Source organism: Brevibacterium linens ATCC 9172 (assembly GCF_900169165.1).
Lineage (GTDB): Bacteria > Actinomycetota > Actinomycetes > Actinomycetales > Brevibacteriaceae > Brevibacterium > Brevibacterium linens.
Genome location: NZ_FXYY01000002.1, coordinates 190,724 through 205,247, shown reverse-complemented (window position 1 = coordinate 205,247; position 14,524 = coordinate 190,724). Strand labels below are relative to the sequence as shown.

Below are 14,524 nucleotides of genomic sequence, written 5' to 3'. Positions count from 1 at the left end.
TTACGAGAACTTTTTTCGCGACGTGACGAAGCTCAAATCCGCCCCTCAGCCGCCGTTCTGCCGTTCTCCGCCGATGACCAGGAGCGATGATCTGGCCGGTCGGATGCGGCCATCAGTCTTCGTCGGCGTCGTCGGTCTTCTTGTACGGGTCGGATTCACCTGCATGCTGCGCGTTCTTGGCCAGCCCGGCCACGCGGGCATCGTCGGCGGCGGCCTGAGCGAGCAGACCGTCGAGACGGGCGGCCGCCTCGGGGACGGCATCGGCGATGAATTCGAGGCTCGGAGTCAGACGGATCGTCAGTCCCTTGCCGACCTCGGAGCGGATGAAGCCCTTGGCCGATTCGAGGGCATGACCGGTGCCGACGAGGTCCTGGTCGTCGCCGTAGACGGTGTAGAAGATGGTGGCGTGCTGCAGATCGCCGGTCACGCGCACATCGGTGACGGTGACGAAGCCGAGGCGGGGGTCCTTGAGCTTGCGCTCGATGGTGCTGGCGACGATGACCTTGATCTGGTCGGCGATCTTGCGGGCCCGTGTCGAGTCTGCCATGGTGCGTGTCCTTCTGTTCGGGGCCGGAACAACTCTTCCGGCCCTATATTAGCGGTGGAATCGAACCGGCTCCGGTCGGTCCCCCGTCCGGGGGCCGACCGGAGCCGTCGACTCATGGTGTCAGTCCCATCCGTCTCCTCGGGTGCGCTGCTGCGCTCCGATCAGGCGGATGCGACTCGCGGTGCGACCGATCAGTCGCGCGGCTTCTCCTGCATCTCGAAGGTCTCGATGATGTCGCCGACGCGCAGGTCGTTGAACTTGCCGAGTCCGATACCGCACTCGTAGCCCTCGCGGACCTCGGTCGCATCGTCCTTGAACCGGCGCAGCGATTCGATGTGGACGTTGTCGCCGATGACGATTCCGTCGCGGGTGACGCGAGCGGTCGAGTTCCGCTTGATGAGGCCGTCGCGGACGATCGAGCCGGCGATGTTGCCGAACTTCGAGGAACGGAAGACCTCGCGGATCTCCGCCGTACCGGTCTGGACCTCTTCGTACTCGGGCTTGAGCATACCCTTGAGCGAGGACTCGATGTCGTCGATCGCCTGGTAGATGACCGAGTAGTAGCGGACGTCGACGCCTTCGCGGTCTGCCAGGTCGCGAGCCTTCGCTTCCGGACGGACGTTGAAGCCGAGGACGATCGCATTGTCGACCGTGGCCAGGTTGATGTCGTTCTCCGTGATCGCACCGACTCCGCGGTGGATGATCCGCAGGTCGACGTCGTCGCCCACATCGATCTTGAGCAGCGAATCCTCGAGCGCTTCGACAGCACCGGAGACGTCACCCTTGAGGATGAGATTGAGCATGTCGACCTTGCCCTCAGCCAGAGCCTTCGTGAAGTCCTCGAGGCTGATGCGCTTGCGACCGCGGGCCTGAGCGGCGTTGCGCTCGATGGCGTCACGCTTCTCAGCGATCTGACGGGCTGTGCGGTCGTCATCGGTGGAGATGAACGAGTCACCGGCACGCGGGACGGACGACAGGCCGAGCACCTGCACGGGGCGGGAGGGTCCGGCCTCCTCGACGACGTTTCCGTTCTCGTCGAACATCGCACGCACACGTCCGTAGGCGGTGCCGCAGACAATGGCATCGCCCTGACGCAGGGTGCCGGACTCGACGAGGACGGTGGCAACCGCACCGCGGCCCTTGTCGAGCTTGGCTTCGATCGCGATGCCGCGAGCGGACTTGTCGGGGTTCGCCCGCAGGTCAAGGGCCGCATCGGTGGTCAGCAGAACGGATTCGAGCAGCTGGTCGATGCCCTCGCGCTTGAGCGCGGAGATCGGCACGAACATGGTCTCGCCGCCGTATTCTTCGGCCACGAGGTTATATTCGGTCAGCTGCTGCATGACCTTGGCGGGGTTGGCGCCTTCCTTGTCGATCTTGTTCACGGCCACGACGATCGGCACATCGGCCGCCTGAGCGTGGTTGAGAGCTTCGATCGTCTGCGGCATGACGCCGTCGTCGGCGGCGACCACGAGGATCGCGAGGTCCGTCGACTTCGCACCACGGGCACGCATGGCGGTGAACGCCTCGTGACCCGGGGTGTCGAGGAAGGTGATCTTGCGATCTTCTCCCTCGTGCTCGACCTCGGCCTGGTAGGCACCGATGTGCTGGGTGATTCCGCCGGCTTCGCGAGAAGCGACATTGGCCGAGCGGATCGCGTCGAGCAGCTTGGTCTTACCGTGGTCGACGTGACCCATGACGGTGACGACCGGCGGACGTGCCTGCAGGTCCTCGTCGTCCTCTTCTGCGGCTTCGGCATCGAGGTCGATGTCGAAGGTCTCCAGCAGCTCACGGTCTTCGTCTTCGGGCGAGACGATCTCGATCTTGTAGCCGAGCTCTTCGCCGAGGACCTCGAAGGTCGCCTCGTCGAGGGACTGCGTGATCGTGGCCATCTCACCGAGGTGGAAGAGCACGGTCACGAGGTTCGTCGGATCGGTGTTGATCTTCTCGGCGAAGTCAGCCAGCGAGGAGCCGCGACGCAGACGAAGCGGAGTGTTGCCGTCTCCGCGCGGAACGGTGACGCCGCCGACCGACGGAGCCTGCATCTGCTCGAGCTCTGCGCGCTTCGCCCGCTTCGACTTGCGTCCCTTCTGACGGGGACCGCCGCCGCGGCCGAATGCACCCTGTGTGCTTCCGCGACCGCGACCTGAACCGCGACCACCGGGACCGCCGCCGGGTCCGCGACGCGGTCCGCCGGGACCGCCGCCCGGTGCACCGGGTGCACCGCCGGGGGCATTTCCGCGTCCGCCGCCGCGACCGCGGCCGGGAGCGGGCTTGTTCAGTGCCGAGTTCTTCAGCATCGACGGGTTCGGGCGAGGTGCGCCCGGGCGAGGTGCCGGACGCGAGCCGCCGGAGGTCTCGTCACCGCCGGAGCGCTGCTTCTGACCGGGCTTCGGCATTCCCTGCGAGGGCGCGAACGGGTTGTTGCCGGGGCGTCCGCCCTGGCCTCCCTGACCGCCCTGGCCACCCTGACCGCCGGAGCGACCGCCGGGCTTGGGTCCGCGGCCGGGCTTCGGCATTCCCTGCGAGGAGGCGAAGGGGTTGTTTCCGGGACGTCCGGCACCGCGACCGCCGGGCTTCGCCGCACCCGGCTTGGGTGCTCCGGGCTTCGGGGAGCCGGGCTTGGGCGCGGCAGACGGCTTCGGGGCACCGGGCTTCGGCGTCGAGGAGGCAGCCGGCTTGGCTGCGGGAGCCTCGGTCGGATCGGCCTTCGGTGCGGCCGGCTTGGCGCCGGGCTTCGGCGCGGACTTCGGCGCGGACTTCGCAGCGGGGGCGGCATCCTCGGCGGGGGCCGACGTCGCCGCTCCGGCGGGCTTGGCAGCACCGGGCTTGGCAGCACCCGGTTTCGCAGCCGACTTCGCGGCGGGCTTGGGTGCGGGCTTCGCACCGGGCTTCGGGGCTCCGGGCTTCGCGGCCGGCTTGGCGGCCTTCTTCGCGCCGGTCGACTTCCCACCGTCGGCGGAAGCGGAATCGGCGAATGCCTCCTTCACGCGGCGCACGACGGGCGCTTCGAGCGTCGAAGAGGCGGAGCGAACGAATTCGCCCATGTCCTGGAGCTTTTCGAGGACGTTCTTACTTGTTGTGCCGAGCTCTTTCGCGAGCTCATGGACACGGGGCTTTGCCACAGTTCTCCTGTCCGGGTTCTTTCCCGGTCAGGAAAGAACCTCATCAATGACGAGCAGTACTCATTTCACTGCTCTCTCGAATTCCGTCTGGGTGTCATCGTGCGACACTCACAACTTGTCATCCATTCGGCTACCCGTTCTCTTTGGGTTCGGTGTCCGGCCTCGGGAGGTCCGAGGCGGTGATCTTCGTTCGAAAGGATCGAGCGAAGGCGGCAGTGGTCAGGGCCCTGTTCAGGCACTTCTCATCGGGATGCACCCACGCACCACGTCCCGGCAGTGTCGCTGACACGTCATGGACGACGGCGGGATGCTGGTCGGGGCGGAACACGAAGCGTGTCAGCTCGTCCCGACCGGCCCTCTGCCTACAGGCGATGCACGTCCTTACGGGTCCATCACCAACATTCACAATGAATGATTCTACAGCACCAGCACCCCCGCTCGCGCCAAGGGGGCCAGTGGTGCGAATCACTGCGACAGGCTACTCGCCTGCGACGATGTCGATCTTCCACCCGGTGAGCTTGGCCGCCAGGCGGGCGTTCTGCCCTTCCTTGCCGATGGCCAGGGACAGCTGGTCGATGGGGACGACGGCACGGGATTCCTGCGCGGCGGCGTCGAGGATCTCGACGCTCTTGGCCTTGGCCGGGGACAGCGCGTGGGCGATGAACTTCGCCGGGTCGTCGGAGTAGTCGACGATGTCGATCTTCTCCTGGCCGAGTTCGTTCATCACCGCCCGCACACGTGAGCCGAGCTCGCCGATGCACGATCCCTTCGCGTTGACTCCCGGCTTCGTGGCGCGCACGGCGAGTTTCGTCCGGTGGCCGGCCTCGCGGGCCAGAGACACGATCTCGACGGTGCCGTCGGCGATCTCCGGGGCCTCATGGGCGAAGAGTCGGCGCACGAGGTTCGGATGGGTGCGGGAGACGGTGACCGAGGTGCCCTTCGTGCCCTTGTGCACATCGGCGATGTAGACGCGCAGTCTGGTGCCGTGGGCGTAGGTCTCGCCGGGGACCTGTTCGTGCGGCGGCAGCACCGCCTCGACGTCGCCGATGTCGACCTGAATCATCTGCGGGTCCCGGCCCTGCTGGATGATGCCCGAGACGATCTCGCCCTCGCGTCCCTTGAACGTGCCGAGCAGGGTCTCGTCCTCGACATCGCGCAACCGCTGGTGGATGACCTGTCGGGCGGTCTGGGCGGCGATGCGGCCGAAGCCGGTGGGGGTGTCGTCGAATTCGCCGATCGGGTTGTCGTCGTTGTCGAACTCCACGGCCAGGATGCGCACCTCGCCGGTGGACTTGTCGAGTTCGGCGCGGGCGTCGGGCCAGGCTCCTTCGGTCTTCTGGTAGGCGAGGAAGAGCGCCTGTTCGATGAGTTCGATGAGGGTTTCCAGTGGAATCTCACGCTCTCGTTCGATCACGCGCAGAACATTGAGGTCGATGTCCATGTCTAAATCCTCTCTCGCTCAACCGAGCATTGAATTGTCTGTGTTCACTTATGCAGGCGTAACAGTCTATCCCAGTCCGCGCCCGCACTCTGTCCGTGCTGGGGCCATCTCACTGCCGTCCGAGCGTGAGGTTCGCCTCAGCGGAACTTCAGTTCCACCTGAGCCTTGCGGATCTCACCGAGGTCGACCGTCTTCGATTCCTTGCGCTGGGGGTCCGTGCCCGTGATCGAGCTCTCCCCCACCTCGGCGAGGTCGAGCTTGAAGGTGTCCTTCTTCGTCGTGATCTCCAGACGCCGGCCGATGACGCGTCGGAAGTGGCGTGGGGTCTCGAGCTTCCGGGTGGCGCCAGGGCTCGTGACCTCGAGCTGGTAGGGCTTGTCCCGGAAGATCTCGACCTCGTCGAGGGCGTCGCCGACGATCTTCGTCGATTCGGCGATCTTCTCCATCGACATCGGATCGGTGCTCGATTCGTCGAGGTCGACGACGACGGTGAGCGTGCGCCGCGGACCGGCCGCGACCGCCTTGACGGTCTCGAGGTGGAATCCCGCCTCCTGCAGGGGCGGGGCGAGCAGGCCCTTGATCCGCTCGACGTCTTCGTCCATGTCTCCTCCATATCCTTGTGCGTCCCCGTCGCCGAGGCGGGGCGAGGGGGCCGGCGTACCGTGCACGTGTGCGACCGCCGTGTTCTCACCCACCCTAAGCGACAGCCGCCGTCGAGGTTAAGCCTTCGTCCCGGTTCGGGTGTCGATCGGGTCTCCCCCGCCCGTGACGAGGCATCCGATAGGATTGCCGTATGCGTTTTCCCGTCAGTCGCCGCGGCCTGTTGACTGCCGGCGTCGGCGGGCTGAGCGTGGGTCTGCTCACCGCCTGCGGTCTGCGACTCGATCAGGACCCGGAGATCCCCACGCTGGATGCGACCCAGCAGCTGCGCAACCGTCTGGCCCGCATCCTCGACTCCGCCTCCCCCGGCACAGGGGATCCCGAAACCGCTGGTGAGGACCTCGCCGCTTTCGCTGCGGCGGTCGGACCGGTGTGGAATCCGCCGACAGAGTTCGCCACCGAGGCACCCCCGACCGAGGATGAACGGACCTTCGTCGAAGCCGCCGAGGTGGCCTCCCGCGCCGTCTTCGAGGCCTCGGCGTCCCTGGGATCGGGTCTCATTCCCGTCCTGGCCGATGTGGCCACAGGGCTGGCCCTGGTGGCCGGGGCGAAGAAGCCGGAGATCATCACCACCGCCGCCGAACTCATCCGTGCCGGGCGTGAGGAGCTCGACGGCTCGGACCGCGGCGCTGAGTCGACGGCGTCGCCCAGCGCCGCCGGCAAGGCCGACGCGGATGCCGGAGCGAATGACTCCGGAAGCGAGGAGACCGCGGGGCAGGCAGACATGTACAACGCGATCCTCAACCAGTCCCGGGCGGCCGCGTACGGCTATGAGCGGCTCGCCGTGAACTTCGGCTCGAAGTCACGCGAACGCACGGCTGCGCTGGCTCGGCTCGAATCCCTGGGTGCTCTGTCCGGGGAGATGCTCGAACGCCTCGGTGAGCACACGGCCGATCCGGCCGCCTCGGCGTGGAAGCTCGACCCCACCCCGACGGACGCGGACTCCGCGAAGGACCTCGCGCTCTCCCTCGAGGACGGCATCGCGTCGGCACTTCTGCCCTGGTTGGAGGCGGACGCCTCGGCGATTCTGCGGCTGTGGGAATCGGCCCGGACCCGATCGGTCTTCGCCGACCCGCAGCCGCTGCGATTCACCTATGACGAACCCGGGCAGGCGGAGGTGCAGAAGTGAAGGTTCCACCGGTTCTCTACCGTGCGACGCGCGAGATCATCGGCGAATACCGCACCGATTCGTGGGTTGCGGCGCTCGACTATATGGCCAATGAGCTCCTCGACCGGTGGAAGCTGCGCTTCGACGATGTGCCCGGCGCCCCATGGGCCGGCTGCGAGTCCTTGGTGATTCCGGTGCTCACGCAGGAGAACTATCAGGGGGTGCTGCGGTTCGCGGCTCCCACCTCGGCGCACACGGCAGCGCATGCGCAGGTGCTGCGCGCGTTGAAGATGTGGAACGGGCACGGGGCCGTGCGGGTCATTCGGGATGATCGCAGCTTCCGGGTCACTCTGCAGGAGCGGCTGCGCACGAAGGACAATCTCTCCGTGCTGCCCCTGGCCGATGTGCCACCGATCTGGGGTGCCCTGCAACGGTCCCTGGAGATTCCGGCGACCTCGGAGTTCCTGCGCGTCCAGGATGTCGTGGCCGGGTGGCTGAACTCGTTCGATGCCGATGCCGCGCTGCTGACCGGGTGGTCGGAGGCGGGTCCGCACGATTCCCTGCTGTTGTCGTTCGCCCGCAACTGGATGCAGACCCTGGCCTCGTCGGATGAGAACTGGCTCATCCATGCCGATCTGCACTACTACAACATTCTCGCCGGCAACCCCGACCCGACGGGCATTTCGACATGGAAGGCCATCGATCCGCAGCCCTTGGCCGGTCCGACCGCGTACACCTTGGCCCCGATCCTGTGGAACCGTCTGGCCGAGATCCCCTCGGACCATCCGCAGGCGCAGGCGGCGTGGCTGCGCGGCTTCGCCACGGACCTGGCGCTGTGTGCCGGGGTCGATCCGCAGTACGGGATGGGCGCGACCGTGGCTCGTGAGATCACGAACATGTTCTGGTACCTGCGCGCAGCCTCCGGTGGGTCGAATTCGAGCCTGGCCGATGCGGCTCGTTCCCTGTGGGTGGCCCGCGCCCTGTCCGGCGCCGATGTCGCCGGAGTCAACGCTCACGCCCTCAAACCCATCGGCTGACCCCACTTGCTACCTGACGGGGGCCCAGCAACCTCGCGCGAGGTTGCTGGGCCCCCGTCAGGTAGTAATCAGTGGATGAGGGTGGCGATGACGTCGAAGCCGAGCTTGAGGATCAGCACGGAGACGACGATGACGAAGATGACACGGACGAACCCGGAGCCCCTCGCCAGCGCGGTGCGGGCACCGAAGATTCCACCGGTGACGTTGCCGATGGCCACGACCACGCCCAGCAGCCAGACGACCTGACCGTCGGGGATGAAGTAGACGAGCGCTCCGAAGTTCGTTGCCCAGTTGATGACCTTCGCCGTCGCCGAGGCCTGCAGAAACGAGAATCCGATGATCGAGACGAAGGCGATGACGAGGAACGATCCCGTGCCCGGTCCGAGCACCCCGTCGTAGATGCCGATGACGAACCCGATCAGCCACGACAGCGCGTGGTGGCGTTTCGACGTTTCCCCGAACCGCAGGGTGGCGTCGGCCCCGAGGCTCGGGTTGAGCACCGTGAAGATCCCGACCCCGATGAGCGCGACCAGGATGATCGGGGTGAACGCCTCAGCCGGCACCAAGGTCGCGAGCTTCGCCCCGAGCACGGCGCCTAAGAACGCCGAGGCCGCGGCCGGGATCGTCGCCGACCGGTCCGGGGTGATCGTGCGCAGATAGGTGATCGCCGAGGCGGTCGTGCCCGCAATCGACCCGACCTTGTTCGTCGCAACCGCTTGGACGGGGCTCATCCCCGGCACGAGCAGCAGCGCGGGCAGCTGGATCAGTCCGCCCCCGCCGACGACGGCATCGATCCAGCCGGCCAGGACTCCCGCGGCGAGCAGCCACAGGACTATCGTCCAGGTGACGTCGATGCCTCCGGCGAGGGCGTCGAACACCGAGGCGGCTCAGGCGTTCCGGTCGGCGCTGACCGCCGCATCGGCTGCGGCTGCGGCCTTCGCGTACGCCTCACGCACCCGTGCCACGGTGGCGGGGACCACCTCGGCGACGGGCTGATCGGACTTCTCCCCGGCCAGACGGTCACGCACCTCGACGACGCCGTCGGCCAGTCCGCGGCCGGCGACGATGACGGTGGGGATGCCGATGAGCTCGGCATCGGCGAACTTGAACCCGGGCGAGACCTTGTTGCGGTCATCGAGCAGGACGCTGACACCGTCGGCTTCGAGTTCGGTCGTCATCTTCTCGGCGGCTGCGGCGATCTCCTCGCCCTTGCCGGCGACGATGATGTGCACATCGGCCGGGGCCAGATGCTGCGGCCACAGGAGTCCGTCCTCGGAATGGTACTCCTCGGCGATGCAGGCCATGACACGGGTGACGCCGAGGCCGTAGGAACCCATGGTCACGGTGGTCGCCTTGCCGTTCTGGTCGAGCACCTTGAGGTCGAGGGATTCGGAGTACTTGCGGCCGAGCTTGAAGATCTGACCGATCTCGACACCCCGGGCCAGTTCCAGCGGACCGGAGCCGTCCGGTGCCGGATCGCCGAGGACGACCTGGGCGGCTTCGATGGTGCCGTCGGCGGTGAAGTCGCGTCCGGCGACGAGGTCGAAGACGTGACGGCCGGGCTCATTGGCGCCGGTGATCCAGCGGGTGCCATCGACGACGCGAGGGTCGAGGAGGTAGCGGATCTTCGAGGGCGATTCGATGCCGAGCACCGGGGCATCGAGGGAGTTGCCGGGTCCGATGTAGCCCTTGACGAGCTCCGGGTGGGCGGCGAGATCCTCAGGCGTCGCGGCTTCGAGGTCGACCTCACCGTCGCCGAGCATTCCGGTGCCGGCGGCCCGGTCGAGGTCGACTTCGCGGTCACCGGGCAGGCCGATGACGATGATCTCGCGGGTGCCGTCGGGGTGGGTGACGGCGCAGACGACGTTCTTCAGCGTGTCTGCGGCCGTCCATTCGCGATCGGAGCGCGGGTGCGAGGCGTTCGCCGCGGCCACGAGGGTCTCGATCGTCGGGGTGTCCGGGGTGTCTTCGACATGGGCGGCCGGCGACTGCGAGTAGGGAATCGCCTCGGGCACGATCGAGGTCACGGCCTCGACGTTCGCGGCATATCCGCCGGGCGACTTCACGAACGTGTCCTCGCCAACCTCGGAGGGGTAGATGAATTCTTCTGTTCCGGAGCCGCCCATGGCACCCGGGGTCGCCTTGACCGGCAGGCACGGCAGGCCGAGGCGGGCGAAGGCCCGCAGATAGGCCACCCGCATGGCCTCGTAGGAGGCGTCGAGTCCGGCGTCGTCGATGTCGAAGGAGTAGGCGTCCTTCATGATGAACTCGCGCCCGCGCAGCAGTCCTGCCCGAGGGCGAGCCTCGTCGCGGTATTTCGTCTGGATCTGGTAGATCGACAGCGGCAGGTCTTTGTAAGAGGAGTACAGATCCTTGACCAGGAGGGTGAAGACCTCCTCATGGGTGGGGGCGAGGATGTAGTCATTCTCGCGGCGGTCCTTGAGATGGAAGAGGTCAGGTCCGAAGGCCTCCCAACGGCCGGACTTCTTGTACGGATCGGCGGGCAGAAGACCCGGGAAGTGGACCTCCTGGGAGCCGGCGAGCGCCATCTCTTCGCGCACGATGGCCTCGATCTTGCCCAGCACGGCCAGGCCCAACGGCAGCCACGTGTAGATTCCCGGTGCCGACCTGCGGATGTATCCGGCACGGTGCAGCAGTTTGTGGCTGGCCACCTCGGCGCCGACCGGGTCCTCCTTCTGGGTTCGCACGAACAGGGACGACATGCGCAGGGCCATGGGTAAATCTCCTCAACTTGTCAAGACTCAGATCGAACACTATCGCACGCGGGCGAGCCGGAGGGAATCCGAGCGGGTGCGGATTCGTCACCTGCGGGAAGAGAATTAGACTGGGGACTGCAGCACCGAAGCCCGGCATCGGGCGGGGCCATCCTGTCCCCCGCCCGGTCCCCGCTGAGAAGACGAGTCCGAACGATACGAAGAGCATGCCTGATCCCAGCCAACTCACGCAGTTCCCGCGGCCCTCGGTCGCGGTCGACACCGCGGTCCTCTGCCCCGTGCCCGGCCGTGGCCTGCATGTTCTCATGACCCATCCCGGGGACGGAGTGTGGCAGCTGCCCGGGTCGATCCTGCGCCCGCAGGAACGCCTCGCCGAGGCGGTCGCCCGCTGTCTGCGCGAGAAGGCCCGGTTGGTCGACCGCGCCCCCGTCCAGTTGCACGTGTTCGACCAGCCCGACCGTGATGATCGCGGCTGGGTGATCTCCGTGGCCCATCTCGACGTACTCTCCGCCTCCGATGTCGGACTCGCCGAGGAGGGCGATCCCACCGAGGCGGCCGTGCCGGATGCTGCGACCGAGGGAGCCCAGACGTCCCCCACCGAGGCAGCCCTCCCCGAGGCTGCCGACCCTGAGTCTGCGGAGTCGGATTCCGATCACCCGGACTCCCCCGTCCACAGCCGGAAGCTCGTGCCCGTCCACGATGTCGGTGAGCTCAGTGCCGAACATCAGGAGATCGTGCGCGTGGCCGTGCACCGCCTGCGGGCCTTTCACGAGCGCACCCCGGATCCCTTCGGGCTGCTGGAGCAGGAGTTCTCGCTGCGGCAGCTGCGCGAACTCCATGAGATCGTCGCCGGGGAGAGCCTGCAGGCCGATACGTTCCGTCGCACCATGCTGCCTCTGCTCGATCCCACCGGGGAGGCCGTCAGCCAGGGACGAGGTCGTCCGGCGCAGACATTCACCCGGCGTTCGGCTCTGGCGCTGCGCGCCGACACCCGGATCCAGGCGCCCGATGGGGCCGATGCGGGCGTGCACTCATCGGGCACGCACACTGCCGATACCCGCCCTGCCGGCCCGAATTCTCCGGACGGTCATCGCTGATGACCGAGATCAACCGGGATGCGGCCAAGCACATGCGCGTCGACGTGTGGCTGTGGACGACGCGGATGTTCAAGACCCGCAACCTCGCCACTCAGGCGTGTCGTGGCGGGCATGTGCAGGTCGACGGTCAGCGGGTCAAGGCCGCGCAGAAAGTGACGATCGGCCAAGAGGTGCGGGTGCGCAAGGCCGGGTCCGAGTTCATCTGGAGGATCACCGGGTTCATCCCCACCCGGATGCAGGCCAGTGTGGCCGTACAGTGCTATGAGGACCTCACTCCCCCGCCCGATCCCGCGCTGCGCGGCTTCGTGCCCCGACGCGACAAAGGGCTGGGGCGTCCGACGAAGAAGGACCGCCGGGAGATGGAGAAGTTCCTCGGCGATCTGGCCAAGCCCCGGTCGCGCAACCGCCGCGACTGATTCGCCGAGAGCTCACGTTGCCGCCGACCGCTCACCGCATAACGCCCCCTGCCCGCCGAGAGCTCACGTTGCCGCCGACCGCTCACCGCATAACGTGATACAGCGACGGCAACTCGAGCGGTCGGTGAGATCTTCCAATACCTGAACGTCCGAGCGCTCAGTACATGACGGTGGCGAAGGTGCCGACCTGTTCGAAGCCGACGCGGGCGTACATGCGCAGCGCCGTCTCGTTGTAGTCATTGGCATACAGGCTCACCGTGGAATGGCCTTTGTCGCGGGTGCGCTGGACGACCGCGGCCATGCCCGCAGCCCCGAGCCCCTGATTGCGCGCTGCGGGATGGACCCATACCCCTTGGACCTGGACGATGCGGCGAGCGCGGATGCCGATATCGGCCTTGAACAGCACCTGTTCGTCCTGCTCCCTCGCCGGCCACCTCGGCACCGCGCCTCCTTGGGGCAGGCTCGCAGAGATCCGGGCATAGCAGTTCTTGCCGCGGATGATCCCGCGCACTCGCGACAGGTACCCGGCGGTGCCGTCCTCGATCGGTGAGAATCCGACCTCTTTGGTGAACATGTCCACACTGGCGGGAAACACCGCACCCAGGTCGTCGAGGGTCACCCGATGCACATGCTCGTCGGGGGTGACCTGCGGGTCGGAACTGATGGCCAGCAGAGGCTGCCGTTCGCGCACTCCCCGCGGACGCCCCCAATTGAGTCGCTGCTGGAGGTCGAGGATGACCGACCGGTTGCCGATGAGCGAGCAGGACACACGACCGTCGGCATTGAGCTTGCGGGCAAGCACTTCGTTCGTCGCCGGAGTCGCCGCGACCGGGATGATGTTGCCGCCCACCCAGTAGGCGGCGACGGGCCGGTCACCGTCGAAGATTCCGTACAGCGTGCCGGCAGGAGAGCCCAGACGGGCGGTACCTGTGACTTCGAGCAGGGAGATGAGGTAGACGTTCTCACAGGGATTGCGCGCAAGCAGGTCCGTCAGCCACCGGGTGTGCTGATGTTCCAGTCGTGCGATCCTCAGCGCCATGTGCCCCTGAACTCTTTCTCAGCCGTCAGCATGGGCCGATGAGTGGACCATGTATCTGTTCGTCCTCACAAGGTATCGCACCTACCCGACGGTGACTTCAGGCGGCACCGACGCAGCACCGGATGGCTGCCCCGCGGCCTCCTCGGCGATGCGGTTGGCCTCGTGGATGAGGGTCTCGACGATCTCGGATTCGGGCACGGTTCGGATGACCTGACCCTTGACGAAGATCTGCCCTTTGCCGTTGCCGCTGGCCACACCGAGGTCGGCGTCTCGGGCCTCACCGGGGCCGTTGACCACGCAGCCCATGACGGCCACCCGCAGCGGCACCTCCATGCCTTCGAGTCCGGCGGTGACGCGTTCGGCGAGCGTGTACACGTCGACCTGCGCACGCCCACAGGACGGACAGGAGACGATCTCGAGCTTCCGGGGCCGCAGGTTGAGGGATTCGAGGATCTGGTTGCCGACCTTGACCTCCTCGGCCGGAGGAGCCGACAGGGAGACGCGGATGGTGTCCCCGATCCCCTCGGCCAGCAGGTGACCGAAGGCGGTGGCGGATTTGATCGTGCCCTGGAAGGCCGGCCCCGCCTCGGTGACGCCGAGGTGCAACGGCCAATCGCCGCGCTCGGCGAGCAGTTCGTAGGCGCGGACCATGATCACCGGGTCGTGGTGTTTGACGGAGATCTTGAAGTCATAGAATCCGTGTTCTTCGAACAGGGACGCCTCCCACAAGGCGGATTCCACGAGCGCTTCGGGCGTGGCCTTGCCGTATCTGTCCATCAGCCGTTTGTCGAGGGAGCCGGCGTTGACGCCGATGCGGATGGACACACCCGCCTCGGCGGCGGCCTTCGAGATCTCCTTGACTTGGTCGTCGAACTTGCGGATGTTGCCGGGGTTGACGCGCACTCCCGCACAGCCGGCGTCGATGGCGGCGAAGACGTATTTGGGTTGGAAGTGGATGTCGGCGATGACGGGGATCTGGGATTTGCCGGCGATGATCGGCAGGGCTGCGGCGTCGTCGGCGGTCGGGCAGGCCACGCGCACGATATCGCAGCCGGCGGCGGTGAGTTCGGCGATCTGCTGCAGGGTGCCGTTGATGTCCGTCGTCTGCGTCGTCGTCATCGACTGCACGCTCACCGGGGATTCGGACCCCACCCCCACTTTTCCGACGTTGATCTGCCTCGTCTTCCTCCGCGGAGCGAGCACGGGAGGCGGTGGCGCGGGCATTCCGAGATTGACCGATGTCACGAAGGATCCCTTCAGTCAGGCTGGTGACCAGCCACAATGTCCGAGCCGGCGCCGATGCGGGACCCGGATTGTGCGAA

At 66.9% G+C, this 14,524-nt stretch carries 13 protein-coding genes; 4 read left to right on the top strand and 9 right to left on the bottom strand.

Annotated elements, in window-relative coordinates; genetic code table 11:
• Positions 1 to 112: 112 nt before the first annotated feature.
• From rbfA to rimP, 5 genes are all read right to left on the bottom strand, one after another.
• Entirely contained in the window at positions 113 to 547 is a 435-nt protein-coding gene (rbfA, locus tag BLIN9172_RS02490; RefSeq protein WP_025777281.1) for a 30S ribosome-binding factor RbfA, read from the bottom strand.
• 191 nt (positions 548 to 738) lie between these two features.
• Complete coding sequence (infB, locus tag BLIN9172_RS02485; protein ID WP_101553689.1) at positions 739 to 3,669, bottom strand: translation initiation factor IF-2; 2,931 nt, start codon at positions 3,667 to 3,669, stop codon at positions 739 to 741.
• Positions 3,670 to 3,799: 130 nt separating this feature from the next.
• On the bottom strand, positions 3,800 to 4,075 hold the full coding sequence (locus BLIN9172_RS02480; protein ID WP_101553794.1) for a YlxR family protein: 276 nt from the start codon (positions 4,073 to 4,075) through the stop codon (positions 3,800 to 3,802).
• Between the two features lie 72 nt (positions 4,076 to 4,147).
• Entirely contained in the window at positions 4,148 to 5,110 is a 963-nt protein-coding gene (gene nusA / locus BLIN9172_RS02475) for a transcription termination factor NusA (RefSeq protein ID WP_101553688.1), read from the bottom strand.
• A gap of 137 nt (positions 5,111 to 5,247) precedes the next feature.
• The gene (rimP, locus tag BLIN9172_RS02470) at positions 5,248 to 5,712 is read right to left on the bottom strand and encodes a ribosome maturation factor RimP (RefSeq protein WP_101553687.1); all 465 of its coding nucleotides are present in this window, start codon (positions 5,710 to 5,712) and stop codon (positions 5,248 to 5,250) included.
• A gap of 191 nt (positions 5,713 to 5,903) precedes the next feature.
• Between rimP and BLIN9172_RS02465 the strand changes: the two genes are divergently transcribed.
• Both BLIN9172_RS02465 and BLIN9172_RS02460 read left to right on the top strand, forming a co-directional pair.
• Complete coding sequence (locus BLIN9172_RS02465) at positions 5,904 to 6,899, top strand: hypothetical protein (protein WP_101553686.1); 996 nt, start codon at positions 5,904 to 5,906, stop codon at positions 6,897 to 6,899.
• Positions 6,896 to 7,915 carry an aminoglycoside phosphotransferase family protein gene (locus BLIN9172_RS02460; protein WP_101553685.1) on the top strand — a complete coding sequence of 340 codons (1,020 nt, stop codon included), beginning with the start codon at positions 6,896 to 6,898 and terminating at the stop codon, positions 7,913 to 7,915. The genes BLIN9172_RS02465 and BLIN9172_RS02460 overlap by 4 nt, the downstream gene beginning before the upstream one ends.
• Positions 7,916 to 7,983: 68 nt before the next feature.
• On the opposite strand, the gene BLIN9172_RS02455 is transcribed toward BLIN9172_RS02460, so the two are convergent.
• The gene (locus tag BLIN9172_RS02455) at positions 7,984 to 8,793 is read right to left on the bottom strand and encodes a TSUP family transporter (RefSeq protein WP_101553684.1); all 810 of its coding nucleotides are present in this window, start codon (positions 8,791 to 8,793) and stop codon (positions 7,984 to 7,986) included.
• Positions 8,794 to 8,802: 9 nt separating this feature from the next.
• Complete coding sequence (locus tag BLIN9172_RS02450) at positions 8,803 to 10,650, bottom strand: proline--tRNA ligase (RefSeq protein WP_101553683.1); 1,848 nt, start codon at positions 10,648 to 10,650, stop codon at positions 8,803 to 8,805.
• A gap of 206 nt (positions 10,651 to 10,856) precedes the next feature.
• On the opposite strand from BLIN9172_RS02450, the gene BLIN9172_RS02445 reads away from it, so the two are divergent.
• Positions 10,857 to 11,747: an NUDIX hydrolase gene (locus BLIN9172_RS02445; RefSeq protein WP_240811922.1), complete on the top strand. Its 891-nt coding sequence runs from the start codon at positions 10,857 to 10,859 to the stop codon at positions 11,745 to 11,747.
• Positions 11,747 to 12,163: an RNA-binding S4 domain-containing protein gene (locus BLIN9172_RS02440; RefSeq protein ID WP_025777291.1), complete on the top strand. Its 417-nt coding sequence runs from the start codon at positions 11,747 to 11,749 to the stop codon at positions 12,161 to 12,163. Before BLIN9172_RS02445 ends, BLIN9172_RS02440 begins: the two co-directional genes overlap by 1 nt.
• A gap of 157 nt (positions 12,164 to 12,320) precedes the next feature.
• Here BLIN9172_RS02440 and BLIN9172_RS02435 read toward each other — a convergent pair whose 3' ends face one another.
• Positions 12,321 to 13,202 (bottom strand): GNAT family N-acetyltransferase, encoded by an 882-nt coding sequence (locus BLIN9172_RS02435; protein WP_101553682.1) that lies wholly within the window; start codon positions 13,200 to 13,202, stop codon positions 12,321 to 12,323.
• Positions 13,203 to 13,283: 81 nt separating this feature from the next.
• Positions 13,284 to 14,447, bottom strand: a complete 1,164-nt coding sequence (gene ispG, locus BLIN9172_RS02430) for a flavodoxin-dependent (E)-4-hydroxy-3-methylbut-2-enyl-diphosphate synthase (RefSeq protein WP_101553681.1) — start codon at positions 14,445 to 14,447, stop codon at positions 13,284 to 13,286.
• Positions 14,448 to 14,524: the final 77 nt, after the last annotated feature.

Coding starts and splice junctions, on each gene's coding strand:
- rbfA (WP_025777281.1), bottom strand. CDS start 547: ATGGCAGACTCGACACGGGCCCGCAAGATCGCCGACCAGATCAAGGTC.
- nusA (WP_101553688.1), bottom strand. CDS start 5,110: ATGGACATCGACCTCAATGTTCTGCGCGTGATCGAACGAGAGCGTGAG.
- rimP (WP_101553687.1), bottom strand. CDS start 5,712: ATGGACGAAGACGTCGAGCGGATCAAGGGCCTGCTCGCCCCGCCCCTG.
- BLIN9172_RS02465 (WP_101553686.1), top strand. CDS start 5,904: ATGCGTTTTCCCGTCAGTCGCCGCGGCCTGTTGACTGCCGGCGTCGGC.
- BLIN9172_RS02450 (WP_101553683.1), bottom strand. CDS start 10,650: ATGGCCCTGCGCATGTCGTCCCTGTTCGTGCGAACCCAGAAGGAGGAC.
- BLIN9172_RS02445 (WP_240811922.1), top strand. CDS start 10,857: ATGCCTGATCCCAGCCAACTCACGCAGTTCCCGCGGCCCTCGGTCGCG.
- BLIN9172_RS02440 (WP_025777291.1), top strand. CDS start 11,747: ATGACCGAGATCAACCGGGATGCGGCCAAGCACATGCGCGTCGACGTG.
- BLIN9172_RS02435 (WP_101553682.1), bottom strand. CDS start 13,202: ATGGCGCTGAGGATCGCACGACTGGAACATCAGCACACCCGGTGGCTG.